Below are 21,376 nucleotides of genomic sequence, written 5' to 3' on the forward strand. Positions count from 1 at the left end.
ATGATCCGTTCCGTCAACCCCGCGACAGGTCAGCAGCTGGCCGAGTTCGAGCCGGAGTCCGACCAGTCGGTCGACGAGCGCCTGAGCGCAGCCGTCGCAGCACAGGTCGCCTGGCGCCAGACTCCGATCGGCGAGCGCGCCGAACTGCTCCGCAGGATCGCCACAACGCTGCGCGACAAGTCCGCCGATCTCGCGCTGCTGATCTCCCAGGAGATGGGCAAGCCGCTGACCGAGGCCCGCGCGGAGATCGAGAAGTGCGCGATCACCTGCGAGTACTACGCGACGAACGCGATCGGCTTCCTCGCCGACGAGCCGGTGCGCAGCAACGCGAGCCAGAGCCGGATCGTCTACGACCCGCTCGGCGTCGTGCTCGCGGTGATGCCGTGGAACTACCCGTTCTGGCAGTTCTTCCGCTTCGCCGCCCCGGCGCTTGCCGCAGGCAACGGCATCGTGCTCAAGCACGCCAACTCGGTTCCGCAATCCGCGCTGGCGATCGCCGCCGTTCTGCACGCAGCCGGTACGCCGGAAGGCCTCGTCCAGGTCGTCCTGGTGGAGACGAAGAAGGTCGCCGAGCTGATCGCCGACGACCGGATCGCCGCGGTCACGTTCACCGGCTCGACCGAGGTCGGCACGATCATCGCGGCCCAGGCCGGCGCGGCACTGAAGAAGCAGGTGCTGGAGCTGGGCGGCTCCGACCCGTTCGTCGTCCTGGCCGACGCCGACGTGCAGGCCGCGGCCGAGACCGCCGTCCGGGCGCGGTTCATCAACGTCGGGCAGAGCTGCGTGAACGCGAAGCGGTTCATCGTCGAGGAGTCGGTCGCGGACGAGTTCGTGGATGCCTTCTGCGCCGCGACCGACCGGCTGGTGGTCGGCGACCCGCTGGACGCAGCGACGACGATCGGTCCGCTGGCCCGCGCGGATCTCCGCGACACCCTGCACGAGCAGACCCGCCGCTCGGTCGAGGCCGGCGCGAAGCTGCTGCGCGGTGGCGAGAACGTCGACCGTGAGGGCTACTTCTACCAGCCGACCGTGCTCGACCACGTCGTACCGGGAATGGCCGCGTTCGACGAGGAGACCTTCGGCCCGCTGGCCGCGATCGTGCGCGCGGCCGACGCCGACGAGGCGATCCGGCTCGCCAACCAGACCGAGTTCGGCCTCGGCGCCGCGCTCTGGACGACCGACGCGGCCAAGGCCGAGGAGTACAGCCGCAAGCTCGAAGCCGGAGCGGTGTTCGTCAACGGGATGGTCGCCTCCGACCCCCGGCTCCCGTTCGGCGGCATCAAGCGCTCCGGCTACGGCCGCGAGCTGGGCCCGCACGGCATGCGCGAGTTCATGAACACCAAGACCGTCTGGGTCGGCCCGGTCAGCACGCCCGAGTCCGAGTGCCTGGTCATCGATCCCGACGAGGTCGACGTGTTCGACCGCGGCAACGGCGTCGTCACCACGCCGTACGTCGGCAGCTGGAACAGCACTCACAACGGCGTCACCACCGGCACGACCACCTTCCAGGTCGGCACGCGGATCCCGCTGCACTCGCACAACGTCGAGGAGTCGGTGCTGATCCTGCGTGGCCGCGCGGTCGCGGTGATCGGCGGCGACCGCGTCGAGCTGAAGGCCGGCGACGCGACCTGGGTGCCGGCCGGCGTACCGCACCACTTCGTCAACGCCGGCGACGACGAGATGACCATCTACTGGGTGTACGGCGGCCGCGCGGTCACCCGGACGCTGACCGAGACCGGCGTCACCGTTGCGCACCTGTCCGAGGGCGACCGGACAGGCCGTTCCTCACGGTCGTAATAGACGCTACAGTGAATCCTGATCTTGTAACGAACGGAGTCAAGCTCGTGACGCAGTTGCCGACCATCGACCTCACCGCCGCCGGACCGCGGGGCCGGGGTGAGCAGTACGGCGAGGCCGCCCGTGCGCAGATCGAGCGCTCGCTGGCCTTCTACGCCGCCTCGGTGTCCCGCAAGACCGGGCTGCCGTGGGACGAGGTGACGGTGCGCTCGCGGCAGTGGATCCCGCTGGTCGAGGGCTTCGCGCCCGACCTGCTCGAGGAGATCCGCGGCATCGCGCTCGGCGCGAACCGCAGGCTGGAAGAGATCCTGACCCTGAACGTCCGCGGCGAACTGCTCCGCGGCGACGTGTTCGGCACCGAGGGCACCGAGGTCGCCGACGCCAACGACGACGGTTGTACGTCGTTCGCGCTGCTGCCGGCCGCCAACCCGCTCGGCCACGTCTTCGCCGGCCAGAACTGGGACCTGTACTCCGGCGTCGCCGACACCGTCGTGGTGCTGCGGATCACCCAGCCCGGCAAGCCGACGATCATCGGCCACGTCGAGGCCGGCCAGGTCGCCCGGCACGGCGCCAACTCGGCCGGGATCGCGCTGAACGCGAACGGCCTCGGCGCGGGCTTCGGCCCGGGCGCGGGGATCCCGGGCACGGTGGTTCGCCGTACGGTGCTGGAGTGCTGGGACTTCCACGACGCGCTGCAGGTGATCTTCGACGCCCAGCAGAGCCTGTCCAGCAACCTGCTGCTGACGCACCGGGACGGCTTCGCGATCGACATCGAGACCACGCCGGGCCGCAACGGCTGGATGTACCCGACCGACGGCCTGCTTGTGCACGGCAACCACTTCCAGTCGTTCATCCCCGAGCAGATCAACGGCAGCTACAAGCCGTTCTCGGTCGACTCGCTCTACCGCCTGCCGCGGGTCGAGGAGGGCCTGGCCCAGATCCGCCTCGACGGGACCAGCGAGGAGGCGGTCGCGCGGATCGTGCAGTCCACGATGAGCGACCACTTCGGCCACCCGAACGCCGTCTGCGAGCACTCCGACCCGCGCCGGCACGAGCTGGACCGCAACGAGACGATCGTGTCCAGCCTGGTCGACCTGACCACCGGCATCTACCAGCTCACCCCCGGCCTGCCGTGCAGCAACAGCTACCAGCAGCTGCCCTGGAACCTGTACGACGGCCCCGGCCCGGAGGAGCGTCCCGACGTCCCGTCGCCGGCCCTCAGCACGACGTCTTCCTGAACGGAGAGATCCAGATGACCGACGAACAACCGACGCCGGCCGAGATCGCCGCCCGGTCCGAGCGGGTCGCGCCGAAGCTGCGTGAGCACCTGCCGATGACGCCGCTGGTCCGGTACGACGCGTTCAGCGAGGAGATCGGCGCCGAGGTGCTGGTCAAGAGCGAACACCTGCAGCGGACCGGCTCGTTCAAGGCCCGCGGGTCGATGGCGAAGATCCTCACGCTGACCGACGCGCAGCGCGAGCGCGGCGTGGTGACGGCGTCGACCGGCAACCACGGGCTCGGCGTCGGCAACGCGCTGGCCACGCTCGGCGGTCGCGGGATCGTCTACCTGCCGGAGAACGCGGCGCCGGGCAAGGTCGCGGCGCTGCGCCGGTTCGGGCTGGAGCTGCGCGCCGAGGGCTTCGACTCCGGCGTCCTGGAGCCGAAGGCCCGCGCGTACGCCGCCGAGCACGACCTGGTCTACGTCCCGCCGTACAACGACCCCGACACGATCGCCGGGCAGGGCACGGTCGGGGTGGAGATCCTCGAGCAGCTGGCCGGTCAGCAGCTCGACGTGGTCGTCGTCGCGGTCGGCGGTGGCGGTCTGGTCAGCGGCGTCGCGTCGGTGCTGAAGCGGCACCGGCCGGGTATCAAGGTGATCGGTGCGTCGCCGGTCCGCGAGGCGCCGATGGCCGCGTCGATGGTGGCCGGGGAGATCGTCCAGGTCGAGCCGCAGGAGAGCCTGTCCGACGGTACGGCGGGCAGCGTCGAACCGGGCAGCATCACGTTCCCGCTCTGCCGCGAGCTGGTCGACGACTGGGTGCTGGTCAGCGAGGACGCGATCGCCGCCGCGCTGCGGATGGTGATCGACACCGAGCACCAGCTGGTCGAAGGCTCGGCCGCGATGGCCTTCGCGGCCGCGCGGGCCCGGCGTACCGATCTGGAGGGCGCGCGGGTCGCGATCGTGTCCTGCGGTGGCAACATCTCGGCGAGCACGCTCGTCACGGCGCTGGGCTGATGCCCACCGTCACCGCGCTGCTCAACGGCTACTCGCTCGCGACCGACCAGGGCAGCCCGGCGTTCTGCTCGATCGTGCTGGTCGAGAGCGAGGGCCGGCGACTGGTGTTCGACTTCGGGCACGTCGGCCGACGCCGGGCGTTGCGCCGTGAGCTGGCCGAGCGCGGCCTGGAGCCGGCCGACATCGACACCGTCGTGCTGTCGCACGGGCACTGGGACCACATCCAGAACATCGACCTGTTCGCCGCGAGCCGCGTGGTCGTGCACCCCGCCGAGCTGACGTTCCTGGCGAACCCGGCCGGGCCGCACACGCCGAGCTGGACGAGCTCGGTGCTGGCCGGGCTGACGATCGCCGAGACCTTTGAAGGCGACGAGGTGTTGCCCGGCGTACAGGTGATCGAGCTGCCCGGGCACACGCCCGGATCGATCGGCCTCAGCGTCGCGACCGACGACGGGACCGTCGTGCTGACCGGCGACGCCGTACCGACGCTGGACGTGCTGCGGTCCGGGCAGGCGTCCGGGCAGCCGACCGGTCCGGAGCAGGCGAACGCGTCGATCGCGCGGGTCGCCGCCCTGGCGGACTTCGTCCTGCCGGGTCACGATCAGTTGCTCCGGCGGACCGCCGGCGGAGCTTTCGAGACCGCGCAGCCCCGGACGCCGCTGGTGTTCCGCGGGGCGAGCAGCGTCAGGTGAAGGAGTGAGCGTGGAGACCGTCGCAGGGCAAACGCCGAGCATGGTCGAGGACCCGCCCGAGGTCGGGATCGCCGCGGCGACCGACCTGCTGCGGACGGCGTACGGGATCGCGGCGGAGCTGACGATGCTGCGCAGCGAGCGGGACCGCAACTTCCTCGCCGTCGCGGACGACGGTCGCGAGCTGGTGCTGAAGATCTCCAACACCGGTGACGACCCGGCACAGATCGCGATGGAGAGCGCCGCGATGCGGCACGTCGAGCTGACCGATCCCGGGCTGCCGATCCCGCGGCTGCTGCCCGCGCTCGACGGCAGCTCGGTGGTGCTCGCCGAGGCCGCGGACGGCCGCCGGCACCTGACCCGGCTGATGACGGTGATGCCCGGCCAGGTCGGTGATCTGGTCCGGCTTCCGAGCTGGTTCGCCGCGTCGTTCGGCACGATCTGCGCGCGGCTCGTCAAAGCCCTGCAGGGCTTCGGTCACCCGGCCGCGCACCGCCGGCTGGACTGGGATCCGCGCGTGGTCTCGTCGTTGCGCCCGTACGCCGACCGCCTGCCCGAGCAGCGCCGCCGGGCTCCGATGCACCGTCTGCTCGATCGCTTCGAGTCCTTGCCTGAGGCAACGAGCAAGTTGCCGGCGCTGACGCTGCACGCGGACGTGACGCTGAGCAACGTGCTGCTCGGGGCCGACGGCATCGACGGGGTGATCGACTTCGGCGACATGCACCATACCGCGCGGGTCGCGGACCTGGCGATCAGCTTGGCCTCGCTGCTGCGCGAGTCCGAGGACCCGTGGCCGGCGGCGCGCGAGTTCCTCGACGCGTACCAGCGGGTGCTGCCGCTGGAGCCGGCGGAGGTCGAGCTGATCGGAGAGCTGGTGCTCGCGCGGTGTGCGGCGAGCACGCTGATCTCGGCTTGGCGGGCGCCGCTGTACCCGGGCAACGAGGAGTACCTGACCAGCCTGGTCGCCGGGAGCTGGCACGTGCTCGATGTGTGGGCGGAGCTGTCGCCGCGGGAGCTGGCAGACCGATTCCACCGGATTTGCGGCACGTTGCGCGTGAGCGCTGCGGGAGGGGATGACCTGCTCGGGCGCCGGGACTTGGTGTTCGGGGGGCGGACGTTGTCGCCGCTGTTCTACCGGCGGCCGTTGCGGGTCGTCCGGGCCGAAGGGGTCTGGATCGAAGGGGCCGACGGCAAGCGCTACCTCGATGCCTACAACAACGTTCCGGTCGTCGGGCACGCGCATCCGGCCGTGGTGCAGGCGGTCGCGCGGCAGGCCGGCGTACTGAATGTGCATTCGCGGTACCTGCACCCGCACGCGATCGAGCTGGCCGAGCGGCTGACCGCGTCGATGCCGGACGGGCTGGACACCTGCGTGTTCATGAACTCGGGCAGCGAGGCCAACGACCTGGCCTGGCGGATGGCGCGGATCGTCACCGGGCGGTCGGGCGCGATCGCCGCCGATCTGGCGTACCACGGGGTGAGTGAGGCGACGACTGCTTGGTCGACCAACACCTACCCGCCGTCGGCGCGTCCGGCGCACGTCGGCACCTTCGAGGCGCCGCGGGTTGTGGACGGTCGCCAGCCGACCGCGGAGGACGCGCGGCAACGGGTGCAGGCCGGGCGCGACCAGCTGGACGGGCACGACGTCGCGTTGCTCGCGGTCGACTCGGTCTTCAGCAGCGCGGGGATCCTGACGCCGACCGGTGAGTTCATGCGTGGGTTGCAGGATGCGGTGCACGCGGCCGGTGGGCTGTTCCTCGCCGACGAGGTGCAGGCCGGGTTCGGCCGCGGCGGGCGGCACCTGTGGCGGTTCGAGGACTACGGGCTGACGCCGGACTTCGTCACGCTCGGCAAGCCGATGGGCAACGGGCACCCGGTCGCCGCGCTGATCACCCGCCGCGAGATCGCCGAGCAGTTCGCGACCGTTGACGAGTTCTTCAGCACCTTCGGCGGCAACCCGGTCTCCTGCGTCGCGGCGAACACCGTGCTCGACGTGATCGAGGAGTCCGGCCTGGTCGCGCGCTCGGGTGCGGTCGGCGCGCAGCTGCTCGCCGGGCTGACCGAGCTCGCGCCGTCGATCCACCCGGCGGCGAAGGTCCGCGGGCAGGGGCTGATGGTCGGCGTCGAGATCCCGGACGAGGCCGGTGTGAACGCGGCCGACCTGGCCGAGCGGCTGCGCGAGCACGGCGTACTGGTCGGCACGACCGGACCTGGTGGTCAGGTGCTGAAGATCCGGCCGCCGCTGATCTGGGAGACCCAGCACGTCGAGCTGTTCCTGAAGGCGTTCGCACTACTGTGAGGGCGTGCGCGAACTAGTTGTGCTCGGCACCGGGAGCCAGGTGGCGTCCCGGGAGCGGAACCAGAACGGCTACTTCCTGCGCTGGGACTCCGAGGGGTTCCTCTTCGATCCCGGCGAGGGCACTCAGCGGCAGATGCTGTACGCCGGGGTCGCGGCCGGCGCGATCACGCGGCTGTGCGTCACGCACTTCCACGGCGACCACTGCCTCGGCGTACCGGGGGTGGTGCAGCGGCTGTCGCTGGACGGCGTACCGCATCCGGTGCACGCGCACTACCCGGCGTCCGGGCAGGAGTACTTCACCCGGCTCCGGTACGCCGCGTCGTTCTTCGAGCGGGCCGAGCTGCGCGAGGAGCCGATCGACGAGGAAGGGCTGCTCTCGGTCGGCTCGTTCGGGCAGCTCTGGGTCCGTCGGTTGGAGCACCCGGTCGAGGCGTTCGGCTATCAGCTGGTCGAGCCCGACGGGCGGCGGATGCTGCCGGAGCAGTTGGCGGCGTACGGCGTGAGCGGGCCCGCCGTCGGGCGGTTGCAGGCCGCCGGGTCGCTGGTGGTGGACGGGCGGACGGTGACCGTCGAGCAGGTCAGCGAGCCGCGGCGGGGGCAGCGGTTCGCGTTCGTGATGGACACGCGGTTGTGCGAGGGCGTCTTCCGGCTGGCCGACGGTGCGGACCTGCTGGTGATCGAGTCGACGTACCTGTCCTCGGAGGCGACGCTGGCCCGGAACTTCGGGCACCTGACCGCCCGGCAGGCCGCGCGCGTCGCGCGGGAGTGCGGCGTACGGACGCTGGTGCTGACGCACTTCTCGCAGCGCTACACCGACATGAAACCGTTCGAGGAGGAGGCCCGCGCCGAGTTCGGCGGCGAGGTGGTGATCGCCGCCGACCTGGCCCGGATTCCGGTCCCGCGCCGGGAATAGATCGCGTGTCCGGTTGGCTACACGTCGTATGGCAGAGCAGAAACTGTACGGAGCCGAGCACGTCAAGGCGTACGAGGACAGCGACGGCGCGGTCGGCTACGACTGGGGCGACCACGGCGCGACGATCCTGGTCCTGACGACGATCGGCGCCAAGTCCGGCGAGGAGCGCAAGAACGCGCTGATCTACCGCCAGGTCGACGAGGGCTACGCCATCGTCGCCTCCAAGGGCGGCGCGCCGCAGCACCCGGGCTGGTACCACAACCTGGTCGCGGACCCGGACGTGAAGGTCCAGATCAAGGGCGACCGGTTCGCGGCCCACGCCCGGGTGGCCACCGACGACGAGCGCGACCGCATCTGGCCGCAGATGGTCGAGGTCTGGCCGGACTACAACACCTACACGACCAAGACCGACCGCAAGATCCAGATCGTCATCCTCGAACGGTCCTGAAGAACTCCCGGACGTCGGCGAGCAGGAGCTGCGGCTCCTCCAGGGCGGCGAAGTGGCCGCCCTGGTCGACGTCCGTCCAGCGCACGATGGTGTTCTCGCGTTCGGCGTAGCGCCGGATGCAGACGTCGTGGGCGAAGATGATCGCCGCCGTCGGGACGCCGGAGTTCTCCAGCTGCGCACCCCAGGCGCCGCCCTGGGCGTACCCGACGTACGCCGCCGTACCGGCCGAGCCGGTCAGCCAGTAGATCATCACGTTGGTGAGCAGCTTGTCGCGGCTGATGATCTCGTCCGGCAGCGTCGCCCGCGGGTGCGTCCACTCGCGGAACTTGTCCATGATCCAGGCCAGCTGCCCGACCGGTGAGTCGACCAGCCCGTAGGCCAGCGCCTGCGGCCGCGTCGACTGGATCGCGATGTAGCCGAACTGCTCCTGCATGAACTCACCGACCCGCGCGATCCGGTCCTGCTCCAGCGGCGTCAGCGTCGCGAGCTCCTCGTTCGGCAGCGGGAACGGCGGCAGCGCCGGCCCGCCGTTGACGTGCACGCCGACGACGCGCCCGCGGTCGGCCCGGGCGACCTCCGGCGAGACCGCGCCGCCGATGTCACCGCCCTGGACGCCGTACCGGTCGTAGCCCAGCCGGCTCATCAGCTCGGCCCAGGCCCGGCCGATCCGCTCGGTGGTCCAGCCGGCGTCCGCGACCGGCGTCGAGAAGCCGAAACCGGGCAGCGACGGGATCACCACGTGGAAGGCGTCGGCCGCCTCGCCGCCGTGCGCGACCGGGTCGGTCAGCGGACCGATCAGGTCGACGAACTCGACGAACGAGCCCGGCCAGCCGTGCGTCAGCAGCAGCGGCAGCGCGTCCGGCTCGGCCGAGCGGACGTGCAGGAAGTGGATCCGCTGCCCGTCGATCTCGGTGGTGTACTGCGGGAACTCGTTGAGCTGCTGCTCGATCTTGCGCCAGTCGTACTCCGTGCGCCAGTAGTCGACGAGGCCGCTGAGCCAGCTGACGGGGACGCCGGTGTCCCAGCCGTCGCCCGGAAGTTTCATGGGGAGCCGCGCGTCGGTCAGCCGGCGCTGCAGGTCGTCGAGGGTGCTCTGCGGGATGTCGAGGCGGAACTCGGTGATCGTCGTCATGGCTACGACTCTGTCATCCGGTTAGGACAGCTTCGGTCCTAGCTGGCTGGCAGACTTCGGGACATGTTGGAAACCTCGGCGCGGCTGCTCAAGCTGCTCTCCCTGCTGCAGACCCCGCGCGACTGGTCCGGTACGACGCTCGCCGATGAGCTGGGCGTCGGCGTACGGACCGTGCGGCGGGACGTCGACAAGCTGCGCAACCTCGGCTACCCGGTCGAGGCGGTCCCTGGTGTCGCCGGCTACCGGCTGGGCGCCGGGGCGTCGCTGCCGCCGCTGCTGCTGGACGACGAGGAGGCGGTCGCGGTGGCGATCGGGCTGCGGAGCTCGGCGGCCGGGGGAGTGGCTGGGCTGGAGGAGTCGTCGGTGCGGGCGCTGGCGAAGCTGGAGCAGGTGCTGCCGTCGCGGCTGCGGCACCGGGTGCGGCTGCTGCAGTCGGTCGCCGTACCGGCTGCTCAGGGGTCTGTGGTGGACTCGGAGGTGTTGCTGGCGGTTGCTGCGGTGTGTAGGGATCATCAGCGGTTGCGGTTCGACTACCGGTCGCATGACGGGACGGCGAGTGTGCGGACGACTGAGCCGCACCGGCTCCTCCACACCGGGCGGCGCTGGTACCTGACGGCGTGGGACCTCGATCGGAGCGACTGGCGGACCTATCGGCTGGATCGGATGACGTTGAGGATTCCGACCGGGCCGCGGTTCACCCCGCGCGAGATCCCCGAGGCCTCGCAGGGCATCGCGTCCGGTGGGTACAAGTACCAAGCTGTCTTCCGCGTGCACGCCTCCGGCCTCGCAGTCGGCGACCGCCTGTCGTCGACGGTCGCCACGATCGAGCCCGTCGACGAGACGACCTGTCTGGTGCGAACCGGCTCGAACTCCTTGGACGAGCTCGTCCTCTACATGGGACTGCTCGGCGTCGCCGTCGAGGTCGTCTCACCACCCGAGGTCGCCGAGCATGCCCGGACAGTAGCGGCCCGGCTCGCGGGAGCTTAGAGTCCAGCGCATGGAAGACCAGTACGTCGAGACGGTGCTCGGGCGGATCCGCTTACGGGTCGCGGGTGAGGGGCCGGCGGTGGTGTTCTGGCCGAGCCTGCTGATGGACGGGACGCTGTGGAACGCGCAGGCCGCGTACTTCGCCGAGCGGTTCCGGGTGGTGCTGGTCGACCCACCGGGTCATGGTGGGAGCAGCCCGCTGACCGGTTCGTTCAGCTTTGCTGATTGTGCGCAGGTCGTGGTCCAGATTCTCGATGCCCTCGGCATCGAGCGGGCGCACCTGGTCGGCAACTCGTGGGGCGGGATGATCGGCGGCACGTTCGCCGCACTGCACCCGTCGCGGGTCGGTCGCGCGGTGCTGATGAACGCGACCGCGTCCCCGGCCGGCCTGCGGCAGAAGGCCGAGTACGGCGTACTGGTGCGGGCGGCGCAGCTGCTCGGCGGGATGCGCGGGCCGCTGGTCGGGCCCGTGCGGGACGCGTTCCTCGGGCCGACCAGCAAACGCGAACGACCCGAGGCCGTTGCCTTCGTCAACGAACTTGCTGCGCGGGCCGACGTCTCCTCGGTGCGGCACGCGGTGACCAGCGTCGTGCCCCGGCGGCCGGACCAGCGCGAGCTGTTCGGCACGATCACGGCGCCGGTGCTTGTGGTGGCCGGCCGCGAGGACGCGACGTTCCCGGTCGCCGAGACGCAGGCGATGGCTGACGCGATCCCGGGCGCGGCGTTCGCCGTACTGGAGAAGACCGCGCACCTGGCCGCGCTGGAGAACCCGTCCGAGGTGAACGCGATGATCGATTCGTTCTTGACTCAGTAGTCGGTGGATGTGCTGACGTGGGCCCACTGCTCGGCCTCTTCGGCGCGGGCGGCGGAGGACTTCCGGACCGCCTCGAGCGCGTCCTTGCCGAGCAGCAGTCGCAGCGGCGGGTTGTCGAGGTTGACGATCTCCACGATCGCCTGGGCGGCCTTCGCCGGATCCCCGGGCTGGGTGCCGTCGGTCTCGCGGCGGTAGGTGTTCATCGCGCCGACAGTCGACGCGTAGTCCGCCCCGACCGGCGGGATCGTCATCGACGAGCCACCCCAGTCGGTCCGGAACCCACCCGGCTCGATGATGGTGACCTTCACGCCGAACGGCTTCACCTCGTTGTTCAGCACCTCGCTGAACCCTTCGACCGCGAACTTCGCGGTCTGGTACGCGCCCATGCCCGGCGTACCGCCGACCCGCCCGCCGACCGACGAGAACTGCAGGAAGTGCCCGCCGCGCTGCTCCCGGAACACCGGCAGCGCCGCCCGGGTCACGTTCACGACCCCGAACAGGTTGGTCTCGACCTGCGCGCGGAAGTCGTCCTCGGCCATCTCCTCGATCGCGACGCTGTTCGCGTAGCCGGCGTTGTTCGCGACGATGTCGAGCCCGCCGAACTCGTCGACCGCGACCTGAACGGCCGCGCGAGCGGCCGCCGCGTCGGTCACGTCCAGCGCGACGGCGCGCACCTGATCGCCGTACTTGCCGGTGAGGTCGGAGAGCTGCTCGGGCGTCCGCGCGGTCGCCACGACACGGTCGCCCGCCTCGAGCGCCGCCACCGCCAACTCCCTGCCGAGACCGCGGGAACTCCCGGTGATCAGCCACGTCTTGGACATCTTGGTTTCCTTCTCGCTAACTAACTGACTGGTTGGATATATCCATGAAACACCCTTCGGGGCAGTTAAGCAACTGACCAGTTGGTTGCTAGGCTGCGAGGATGAGGCGGACACGTGATGCGGAGCGGACGCGGGGGGAGATCTTGGCGGCGGCGACGGGGGAGTTCGCCAAGGTCGGGATCGCCGGCGCCCGGGTGGACAAGATCGCCGAGCTGGCCGGGTGCAACAAGGCGATGATCTACGCCTACTTCGGTAACAAGGACGGGCTGTTCGACGCGGTGTTCACGGCGTACGTCGGGGCGTACCTGGCCGAGGTCGGGTTCAGCGCCGACGACCTGCCGGCGTACGCGGGGCGGGTGTTCGACTATTTCGAGGCGTCCCCGGATCACCTGCGGCTGGCGGTCTGGTACCGGCTGGAGCGGCCGGGGAGTGCGCGGCTCGAGGTGGTGCTCGAGGTCAACGAGGCTCGGCTCGAAGAGTTGGAGCGGGCGCGGACGGCCGGGACTCTGGTGAGTGACTTCAGCCCGGTCGAGCTGCTGTCGCTGGTGCAGGCGATCGCGACCAGCTGGTCCTCGATGAACCCGGAGTTCGAGTCCGGGATGCCCGCGCGCGAGATCCGTCGTACGGCGGTCGTCGAGGCGGTCCGGCGGTTGCTGAAGTAGTTGCCCTCGGCGTGTGTCGCGGGGCACACCGGATTCTCAGCTGATTCCTCTGTTCGTCCGATCGCGTTCTCAGGTCCGCGCGGTCTACTCGATCTCAGGAAGGAACAGCCTGAGGAGGCGCAGGGACGATGGACCAGCAGGGGCACAACGATCAGCAGCAGCCGGGGTACGTGTCGTACGGGTACCCGCAGCCGGGGCCTTGGCAGCAAGGGCAGTACCCCCCGCCGCCGTACGGGCCGTGGCAGCAGCCGCAGCCACCGAAGCGGCGGCGCCGGCTGCCGGCGATGGTCGGCGCCCTCGGCCTCGCGGCCGCGCTGGTCGCCGGCTCGGTCGCCTGGGGCATCGACCAGCACGTCGCGAACTCCTCGCAGCTCGCCCAGGTGCTGACCCCCGCGGACGTCGCGGCGAAGGTCTCGCCCGGTCTGGTCAACATCAACACCGTCCTCGGCTTCGAGGGAGCACGGGCGGCCGGGACCGGGATCGTGCTGACACCGGACGGCGAAGTGCTCACCAACCACCACGTCGTACAGGGCGCGACGCAGATCAGCGTGGTCGACGTCGGCAACGGCAAGACGTACCAGGCCAGCGTCGTCGGGTACGACGACAGCCACGACATCGCGGTGCTCAAGCTGAAGGACGCGTCCGGGCTGCAGACCGCGAAGATCGGCGACTCCTCGACGGTCAAGGTCGGCGACGACGTCGTCGGCATCGGCAACGCCGGCGGCAAGGGCGGCCAACCGAGCTACGCGCCTGGTGACGTCACTGCGCTGAACCAGGCGATCACCGCGACGGACGAGTCGGGCCAGAACCCCGAGAACCTGACCGGCCTGATCGCGACGGACGCGAACATCCAGGCCGGCGACTCGGGCGGCCCGCTGGCGAACTCCGCCGGCGAGGTGATCGGCGTCGACGTGGCCGGCTCGGGCGGCAACGGCAACCAGGGCGGCGCCGGTCAGACAGCGTTCGACCCGACCGCCCCGGGCTTCGGCGACGGCGGCTTCGGCCAGGGCAACGGCTTCGGCCAAGGCGACGGCGGCTTCGGCAACGGCCAGTCCCAGGGCGACCAGGGCAACGGGGGCTTCGGCAACGGCCAGTCGCAGGGCGACGGCGGTCAGGGCAACGGCGGACAGTCCCAGGGTGACGGCGGCGGCACCGGCCAAACCCAAGGCTTCGCCATCCCGATCAACCAGGCGATGGCCATCGCAGACCAGATCGAGGCCGGTCAGTCCTCGGCCGACGTCCACATCGGCGACTCCCCGATCCTCGGCATCACCGTCCTCACCAACGGCACCCAGGGCGCGGTGGTCAACGACGTGGTCGCCAACGGCAAGGCCGAAGCCGCGGGCCTGGCGGCGGGAGACACCATCACCGCCCTGGGCGGCAAGACGATCGACTCCCCAGAAGCCCTCTCCACCGCCCTCAACCAGCACCACCCCGGCGACAAGGTCGCAGTCACTTGGACCGACCAGTCCGGCCAGCACCACACCGCCGACATCGAACTGACCACCGGCCCGGTCCGCTAGCGCCTCCCCCCACCAGCGGACCGAACAACCCGGGCCCGGCCAGCGCCTCCCCCCTCAGGCGCCCCGGGCCCGGCTGCTGTCTGTCTCAGGCACTACCGAACCCCTCACGCCACGAGCTGTGCTGCGGCGTCCACCCCAGCTCTTTGCGCGCGTACGAATTGTCTGCACCCCGGGCCCAGCCGGTCCGCTCTGCACTCACCGGCTCTGGTCCCGTCAGCCCCGCCGCCCGCGCGAACGCCGGCACCCACTCGCTCGCCGCCGCCGGCACGTCGTCCACCACGTTCACCGCGCCGGACGGCCAGCCGAGCGACTCGGCCGCGGCACCCGCAGCGTCGTCGACGTGCAGGAAGCTGCTCACGTCCGCGTTCGCCACTAGCTGCCCAGCCCGCACCTGATCGACCGTCAGCCCATCCGGCGCATACCAAGTCCCCGGCCCGTACAGCGTCCCGTACCGCAGTACGACGTACTCCGGCAGCGTCGCCGCCAGTTCCTCCATCGTCCGCACCGCGTCGACCGTCCCACGCCGCCGCTCGGACTCGGCATCCACATCGAGCGGCGTCCCCTCCGACGCCGGCTCATCCCCGGCCTCGTACGCCCAAGCGATGCTCTGCACGACAAACCGCCGTGCCCCCGCCGCCTGAGCTGCATCGACCAGATTCCGCGTCCCGACCTTCCGCAGCCGAGCGTTCGCCGCGAAGTCGAGCCCGGCCAGATCCGTCAGCTGCTGCATCACCACCTCTGGCGCCGCCGCAACCACAGCGGCCCGCAGCGAGCCGGCGTCGAAGACATCCCCGACCACCGCCTCGACCCCCTGCGCCCGCAGCGCCTCCACGTCCGCCGTACGCCGCGTCAACGCGGTCACCGCATGCCCGCCCGCCACCAACCGCGGCACCAGCCGCCGCCCGACAACCCCTGTAGCCCCTGCCAGAAATATCCGAGTCACCCCAGCACCCTAGGGCCGCACCGGCCCACGGCCATGGGCCAATACCGAGTCGTCCCGGTGGGCCAAAGGTGAGCGAGAGTGGATGGTTCAGCTCGCCGCCCCCGCTGACTCGCCCGACTGCCTTGGTGGCCGGACCTCCACCACTCACCAACCCTCCACGGCTCACCCCGCCTGAGCCCACCGCGCCTGCGACCGCACCGCCCAGCGGTGGTTACTGAGTGGTGGACGTCCGCAGCCCACCACCCCTACTCGGGCCGCATCGGGCCCGGCGGCGCTTGCCCCGGCGGCCCGGCCGGAGCGTGGCGGGTCCGGAGTCGCGCCGGTGGTGAACGGCTGTTTACTCTAGAGGTGAACATCTGTTCATCTCTGCCGTGAGGACGCTCCGTTGACAGTCAGGCCCGCCGCCCACCCTCGTTTGATTCTTGCCGCGCTCGCCTCCTGTGGCGTGCTCGTTTCGGTGATGCAGACCATCGTCGTGCCGCTGCTCCCCGAGTTGCCGGGGCTGACGCACAGCAAGCCCGCAGATGTGAGCTGGTTGTTGACGGTGACGCTCCTGACCGGCGCCGTGTTCACGCCGCTGCTCGGGCGGGCGGGGGACATGTACGGGAAGCGCAAGGTGTTGCTGGTCGCGCTGGTTTCGATGGTGCTGGGGTCGTTGCTTTGTGCAACGAATTCGGTGCTTGCGGTGCTGGTCGTCGGGCGAGCGTTCCAGGGCGCGGCGGTGGCCGTGGTGCCGCTGGGGATCAGCATCCTGCGGGACGAGCTGCCGGCCGAGCGGGTGATTCCCTCGATCGCGATCATGAGCTCGACGCTCGGGGTCGGGGCCGCGTTCGGGATTCCGGCGGCGACGTTGGTGGTCGAGTACGCGAACTGGCACACGATGTTCTGGATCTGCGCGGGGCTCGGCGTGCTCGACATCCTGGTTGTGCTGCTGATCGTGCCGGAGTCGAAGCTGCGGACCAGTGGGCGGTTCGACGTACTGGGGGCGCTAGGGCTGAGCGCGTTCCTGGTTTGTCTGCTGCTGGCTGTCTCCAAGGGGAGTGCTTGGGGGTGGGGATCGGCGGCGACGATCGCGACCTTCGCGGGGGCGCTCGTGGTGGTGCCGTTGTGGGTGTTCTTCGAGCTGCGTACGGCGAGCCCGCTGGTCGACCTTCGGGTGTCCGCGCGGCCGGCCGTGCTGTTCACCAACCTCGCGGCGCTGCTGATCGGCTTCGCCTTCTACGCGAACTCGCTGTCCACCGCGCAGCTCGTCCAGGAGCCGGTCTCGACCGGCTACGGACTCGGCGCGTCGATCGTGGTCAGCGGCCTGTGCCTGCTCCCCGGTGGCGTCGCGATGGTGCTGCTGTCACCGGTCTCGGCTCGGATCTCCGCCGCGCGCGGGCCGCGGTTCACGCTGGCGTTCGCGGCCGCGTTGATGGCTGCCGGGTACGTCGTACGGCTGTTCACCAGCGAGAACCTGATCGCGATCGTCGCCGGGGCGACCGTGGTTTCGGCAGGGACGGCGGTCGCGTATTCGGCGTTGCCCGCTCTGATCATGCATGCTGTGCCGGTGACCGAAACGGCCGCGGCGAACGGCCTCAACACGTTGATGCGCACGATCGGGCAGGCTGTCTGCAGCGCGGTCGTCGCGACGGTGCTGAGCACGGTGGTGGCGACGAACGCGGGCCGTACGGCGCCGACGCTCGATGCCTACCTGATCGTGTTCGTGATCGCCGGTACGGCGGCGCTGGTGGCGATCGTTCTCACCTTGCTGATTCCTGCGCGGCGCAAAGCCGCCGTACTGGTGGAGACCGTGACGTGAGCGACGACGGCAGGACCGCGATCCTCAGGGCGGCCAAGCGTGCGTTCGCGCGGCAGCCGTACGCCGCGGTGACGTTGCGGGGGATCGCGGCCGACGCCGGCGTCAGTGCCTCGCTGATCGTCAAGCACTACGGCGGCAAGGATCAGCTCTTCGACGTCGTCGCCGACTTCGGCGACGCGGGGCAGCTGCTGGTCGCGGCGCCGAAGGCCGAACTCGGGCGGCACGCCGTGCTGACGCTGGTCCGCTGGCGGCGCGAGCACGACAGCGACCTGATGGTCCGGGTCGTCTTCGCGGCCGGTGACGGCGACGAGCGGAAGATGATGCGCGACCGCTTCCACGAGCAGGTCGTGCGAGTTTTCGCCGACCACCTCGACGGCGCCGACCGCGAGCTGCGCGCCGAGCTGATCGTCGCGCACCTGCTCGGCCTGGGCGCCCTGCTCGCCGTCCAGAAGTCCGGACACGCGGCAGCCGCCGACCCGGAGCTGCTCGCCGACCTCTACGGCCCGGCCCTGCAGCACCTGATCGACCAGAATGGACACCCGTCTCACTAACTGGACATTTTGTGGTGTTTCCGGGCGATCGGGCCAGTACGATCTTTCCTTGGGCCGAGAGGCGCTGCAACGGGCCGGAGGCCCGCCACGCTCGTCCTGATCAGCACACGCAAGGGCGCCTCCGGGAATCTTCTGGAGGCCAAGGGTGACCACAAGCTCGTTGCGAGACCTGCTCGACCAGCGCATCGCGGTGCTGGACGGCGCGTGGGGCACGATGCTGCAGGGCGCGAAGCTGACGCCGGAGGACTACAAGGGCGACCGCTTCGCTGACCACACCCATGACGTGACCGGTGACCCGGACCTGCTGAACATCATGCGGCCGGACGTCATCCTCGACGTGCACCGGCAGTACCTGAACGCCGGCGCCGACATCACCACCACCAACACCTTCACCGCGACCAGCATCGGCCAGGCCGACTACGGGCTGGAGCACCTGGTCCGCGAGATGAACCTGGAAGGCGCCCGGCTGGCCCGCCAGGCCGCCGACGAGTTCGGCGGCCGGTTCGTGGCCGGCTCGATCGGCCCGCTGAACGTCACGCTGTCGCTGTCGCCGCGCGTGGAGGACCCGTCGTACCGGGCGGTGACGTTCGAGCAGGTCAAGGCGGCGTACGCCGAACAGATCGCCGCGCTGCGCGACGGCGGTGTCGACCTGCTGCTGATCGAGACCATCTTCGACACCCTGAACTGCAAGGCCGCGATCGCCGCCGCCCAGGAGGTCGCTCCCGAGCTGCCGCTGTGGATCTCGGTGACGATCGTCGACCTGTCCGGCCGCACGCTGTCCGGCCAGACCGTCGAGGCGTTCTGGAGCTCGATCGAGCACGCCAAGCCGCTGGTCGTCGGCGTGAACTGCTCGCTCGGCGCGCACGAGATGCGTCCGCACGTGGCCGACCTGGCCCGGTTCGCCGACACCTACGTCGCCTCGCACCCGAACGCCGGCCTGCCGAACGCCTTCGGCGGGTACGACGAGACGCCGGACCAGACCGCCGGGATGATCGAGGAGTTCGCGCAGTCCGGCCTGGTCAACCTGGTCGGCGGCTGCTGCGGTACGACGCCCGCGCACATCGCCGCGATCGCCGAGTCGGTCCGCGGGGTGACGCCGCGCGCGGTGGCCGCGCCGTACGACCGGACCCGGTTCAGCGGCCTGGAGCCGTTCTCGATCGGCCAGGACACCGGCTTCGTGATGATCGGCGAGCGCACCAACGTGACCGGTTCGGCGAAGTTCCGCCGGCTGATCGAGGGCGACAACCACCAGGCCGCGGTCGACGTGGCGCTGGAACAGGTCCGCGGCGGCGCGAACCTGCTGGACGTGAACATGGACGCCGACCTGCTGGACAGCGAGCAGGCGATGACCACGTTCCTGAACCTGATCGCGACCGAGCCCGAGGTGGCCCGGATCCCGATCATGATCGACAGCTCGAAGTGGTCGGTGCTCGAGGCAGGCCTGAAGTGCGTGCAGGGCAAGGGCGTGGTCAACTCGATCAGCCTCAAGGAGGGCGAGGAGGAGTTCCTCGACCGGGCCCGCCGGATCATGAGCTACGGCGCCGGCGCGGTGGTGATGGCCTTCGACGAGCAGGGCCAGGCCGACACCGTCGAGCGCAAGGTCGAGATCTGCGCCCGCGCGTACGACCTGCTGACCGGGATCGGCTTCCCGGCCGAGGACATCATCTTCGACCCGAACGTGCTGGCCGTCGCGACCGGGATGTCCGAGCACAACGGCTACGCCAAGAACTTCATCGAGGCCCTGCCGCAGATCAAGGAGCGCTGTCCGGGCGTCCACATCAGCGGCGGCATCTCGAACCTGTCGTTCTCGTTCCGCGGCAACGACGTCGTCCGCGAGGCGATGCACTCGTCGTTCCTGTACCACGCCGGCAAGGTCGGCCTGGACATGGGCATCGTGAACGCCGGTCAGCTGGCGGTCTACGAGGACATCCCGAAGGACCTGCTGGAGCTGGTCGAGGACGTCATCTTCGACCGCCGCGACGACGCCACCGACCGGCTGGTCGCGTTCGCCGAGAACGTGAAGGGGCAGGGCACCAAGCGCGAGGTCGACCTGACCTGGCGCGAGGGCACCGTCCAGGAGCGGCTGTCGCACGCGCTCGTGCACGGCATCGTCGACTTCGTCGAGGAGGACACCGAGGAGGCCCGCCAGCAGTACCCGCGGCCGCTGCAGGTGATCGAGGGCCCGCTGATGGACGGGATGAGCATCGTCGGCGACCTGTTCGGCTCCGGCAAGATGTTCCTGCCGCAGGTGGTGAAGAGCGCCCGGGTGATGAAGCGCTCGGTCGCTTACCTGGAGCCGTTCATGGAGGCCGAGAAGGAGCAGGCCCGGCTGGAGGGCCGCGAGGAGGCGTTCCGCGGGCAGGGCAAGGTCGTGATGGCCACGGTCAAGGGCGACGTGCACGACATCGGCAAGAACATCGTCGGCGTGGTGCTCGGCTGCAACAACTACGAGGTGATCGACCTCGGCGTGATGGTGCCGGCCGCGAAGATCCTGGACACCGCGATCGCCGAGGGGGCCGACGCGATCGGCCTGTCCGGGCTGATCACGCCGTCGCTGGACGAGATGGTCTCGGTCGCCGCGGAGATGCAGCGCCGCGGCCTGAAGCTGCCGCTGCTGGTCGGCGGCGCGACGACGTCCAAGCAGCACACGGCGGTGCGGATCGCCCCGGCGTACGACCAGACCACGGTGCACGTGCTGGACGCGTCCCGGGTGGTCGGCGTGATGTCGGACCTGCTCGACGAGGACCGCGCGGCGGCGCTGGCCATCAGCAACCGTGAGGACCAGGACCGGCTCCGCGAGCAGCACGCGAACAAGCAGCGCGCGCCGTTGCTGACCGTCGAGCAGGCGCGGGCCAACGCCGAACCGGTCGAGTACGGCGAACTGCCGGTGCCCGCGTTCACCGGGCTGCGGCGCGAGACGCCGAGCCTGGAGACGCTGCGCGAGATGATCGACTGGCAGTTCTTGTTCCTGGCCTGGGAGCTGAAGGGCAAGTACCCGGCGATCCTGGACAACCCGGTCGCCAAGGAGCTGTTCGACGACGCGAACACGCTGCTCGACCAGATCATCGCCGACGGCTCGTTCACCGCCGAGGGCGCGTACGGATTCTGGCCGGCGCACAGCGAGGGCGACGACATCGTGCTCGACGGCCGCGGGCTGTCGTTCCCGATGCTGCGCCAGCAGACCGAGAAGCCGGCCGGCCGGCACAACCGCTGCCTGGCCGACTACATCGCGCCGTCCGGCGACCACCTCGGTGGCTTCGGGGTCGCGATCCACGGCGCCGAGGAGCTGGCGGCGGCGTACGAGGCGAAGAACGACGACTACCGGGCGATCATGGTGAAGGCCCTGGCCGACCGGCTGGCCGAGGCGTTCGCCGAGTGGATCCACCTGGAGGCCCGCAAGGCGTGGTTCGAGCCGGACGTCGTCCCGGTGCTGGAGGACCTGCACGCCGAGCGCTTCCGCGGCATCCGGCCCGCGCTGGGGTACCCGGCGAGCCCGGACCACAGCGAGAAGAAGGAGCTCTTCGAGCTGATCGAGGCCGAGAAGCTGGGCCTCGGCCTGACCGAGTCGTACGCGATGACCCCGGCGGCGGCGGTCTCCGGCCTGATCTTCGCCAGCGAGTCCGCGCGGTACTTCAGCGTCGGCCGGCTCGGCCGCGACCAGGTCGAGGACTACGCCAAGCGCCGCGGGCTCGAACTGTCCGAGATGGAGCGGTGGCTGCGCCCGAACCTGGCGTACGACCCGCAGTAAGTGGCACGGTGG

General features: G+C 70.4%; 17 protein-coding genes. 14 read left to right on the plus strand and 3 right to left on the minus strand.

All coding sequences use genetic code 11. From position 1 onward, the window contains the following. Genes ACZ6Z4_RS22315 through ACZ6Z4_RS22345 form a run of 7 tightly spaced genes read left to right on the plus strand, consistent with a single transcriptional unit; the run spans position 1 to position 8,382 of the window. The gene (locus ACZ6Z4_RS22315) at positions 1–1,797 is read left to right on the plus strand and encodes an aldehyde dehydrogenase family protein (RefSeq protein ID WP_465567605.1); all 1,797 of its coding nucleotides are present in this window, start codon (positions 1–3) and stop codon (positions 1,795–1,797) included. A gap of 47 nt (positions 1,798–1,844) precedes the next feature. Next, positions 1,845–3,035 carry a C45 family autoproteolytic acyltransferase/hydolase gene (locus ACZ6Z4_RS22320; protein ID WP_465567609.1) on the plus strand — a complete coding sequence of 397 codons (1,191 nt, stop codon included), beginning with the start codon at positions 1,845–1,847 and terminating at the stop codon, positions 3,033–3,035. Between the two features lie 14 nt (positions 3,036–3,049). Further along, positions 3,050–4,033 (plus strand): pyridoxal-phosphate dependent enzyme, encoded by a 984-nt coding sequence (locus tag ACZ6Z4_RS22325; RefSeq protein WP_465567612.1) that lies wholly within the window; start codon positions 3,050–3,052, stop codon positions 4,031–4,033. Beyond that, on the plus strand, positions 4,033–4,725 hold the full coding sequence (locus tag ACZ6Z4_RS22330; protein ID WP_465567615.1) for an MBL fold metallo-hydrolase: 693 nt from the start codon (positions 4,033–4,035) through the stop codon (positions 4,723–4,725). Before ACZ6Z4_RS22325 ends, ACZ6Z4_RS22330 begins: the two co-directional genes overlap by 1 nt. A gap of 10 nt (positions 4,726–4,735) precedes the next feature. Then, positions 4,736–7,021 (plus strand): aminotransferase class III-fold pyridoxal phosphate-dependent enzyme, encoded by a 2,286-nt coding sequence (locus tag ACZ6Z4_RS22335; RefSeq protein ID WP_465567618.1) that lies wholly within the window; start codon positions 4,736–4,738, stop codon positions 7,019–7,021. Positions 7,022–7,025: 4 nt separating this feature from the next. Further along, positions 7,026–7,934: a ribonuclease Z gene (locus ACZ6Z4_RS22340; protein ID WP_465567621.1), complete on the plus strand. Its 909-nt coding sequence runs from the start codon at positions 7,026–7,028 to the stop codon at positions 7,932–7,934. A 28-nt stretch (positions 7,935–7,962) separates the two neighbouring features. Further along, on the plus strand, positions 7,963–8,382 hold the full coding sequence (locus ACZ6Z4_RS22345) for a nitroreductase family deazaflavin-dependent oxidoreductase (protein ID WP_465567624.1): 420 nt from the start codon (positions 7,963–7,965) through the stop codon (positions 8,380–8,382). Here ACZ6Z4_RS22345 and ACZ6Z4_RS22350 read toward each other — a convergent pair. After that, complete coding sequence (locus ACZ6Z4_RS22350) at positions 8,363–9,514, minus strand: epoxide hydrolase family protein (protein WP_465567626.1); 1,152 nt, start codon at positions 9,512–9,514, stop codon at positions 8,363–8,365. The genes ACZ6Z4_RS22345 and ACZ6Z4_RS22350 overlap by 20 nt on opposite strands. A gap of 63 nt (positions 9,515–9,577) precedes the next feature. Here ACZ6Z4_RS22350 and ACZ6Z4_RS22355 point away from each other — a divergent pair, with 63 nt between their 5' ends. Together ACZ6Z4_RS22355 and ACZ6Z4_RS22360 are read left to right on the plus strand one after the other, a co-directional pair. Continuing rightward, complete coding sequence (locus ACZ6Z4_RS22355; protein ID WP_465567631.1) at positions 9,578–10,501, plus strand: helix-turn-helix transcriptional regulator; 924 nt, start codon at positions 9,578–9,580, stop codon at positions 10,499–10,501. 10 nt (positions 10,502–10,511) lie between these two features. Next, the gene (locus ACZ6Z4_RS22360) at positions 10,512–11,315 is read left to right on the plus strand and encodes an alpha/beta fold hydrolase (RefSeq protein ID WP_465567634.1); all 804 of its coding nucleotides are present in this window, start codon (positions 10,512–10,514) and stop codon (positions 11,313–11,315) included. Here the strand turns inward: ACZ6Z4_RS22360 and ACZ6Z4_RS22365 are convergent. Next, positions 11,309–12,136, minus strand: coding sequence for an oxidoreductase (locus ACZ6Z4_RS22365; RefSeq protein ID WP_465567637.1), 828 nt, complete (start codon positions 12,134–12,136; stop codon positions 11,309–11,311). The genes ACZ6Z4_RS22360 and ACZ6Z4_RS22365 overlap by 7 nt on opposite strands. A 101-nt stretch (positions 12,137–12,237) precedes the next feature. Between ACZ6Z4_RS22365 and ACZ6Z4_RS22370 the strand changes: the two genes are divergently transcribed. Together ACZ6Z4_RS22370 and ACZ6Z4_RS22375 are read left to right on the plus strand one after the other, a co-directional pair. Then, positions 12,238–12,798: a TetR/AcrR family transcriptional regulator gene (locus ACZ6Z4_RS22370; RefSeq protein WP_465567640.1), complete on the plus strand. Its 561-nt coding sequence runs from the start codon at positions 12,238–12,240 to the stop codon at positions 12,796–12,798. Between the two features lie 128 nt (positions 12,799–12,926). Next, a complete protein-coding gene (locus ACZ6Z4_RS22375) occupies positions 12,927–14,321 on the plus strand; it encodes a S1C family serine protease (protein ID WP_465567643.1) in 1,395 nt (464 codons plus the stop codon). 85 nt (positions 14,322–14,406) lie between these two features. Here the strand turns inward: ACZ6Z4_RS22375 and ACZ6Z4_RS22380 are convergent, their stop codons facing one another. Next, complete coding sequence (locus ACZ6Z4_RS22380; protein ID WP_465567646.1) at positions 14,407–15,264, minus strand: NAD-dependent epimerase/dehydratase family protein; 858 nt, start codon at positions 15,262–15,264, stop codon at positions 14,407–14,409. A 415-nt stretch (positions 15,265–15,679) separates the two neighbouring features. Between ACZ6Z4_RS22380 and ACZ6Z4_RS22385 the strand changes: the two genes are divergently transcribed. From ACZ6Z4_RS22385 to metH, 3 genes are all read left to right on the plus strand, one after another. Further along, a complete protein-coding gene (locus ACZ6Z4_RS22385; protein WP_465569256.1) occupies positions 15,680–17,065 on the plus strand; it encodes an MFS transporter in 1,386 nt (461 codons plus the stop codon). After that, positions 17,062–17,616, plus strand: a complete 555-nt coding sequence (locus ACZ6Z4_RS22390; RefSeq protein ID WP_465567649.1) for a TetR/AcrR family transcriptional regulator — start codon at positions 17,062–17,064, stop codon at positions 17,614–17,616. The genes ACZ6Z4_RS22385 and ACZ6Z4_RS22390 overlap by 4 nt, the downstream gene beginning before the upstream one ends. Positions 17,617–17,761: 145 nt before the next feature. Further along, the gene (gene metH, locus ACZ6Z4_RS22395; protein ID WP_465567653.1) at positions 17,762–21,364 is read left to right on the plus strand and encodes a methionine synthase; all 3,603 of its coding nucleotides are present in this window, start codon (positions 17,762–17,764) and stop codon (positions 21,362–21,364) included. Positions 21,365–21,376 lie beyond the last annotated feature (12 nt).

It is taken from the genome of Kribbella sp. NPDC104740 (assembly GCF_055583505.1).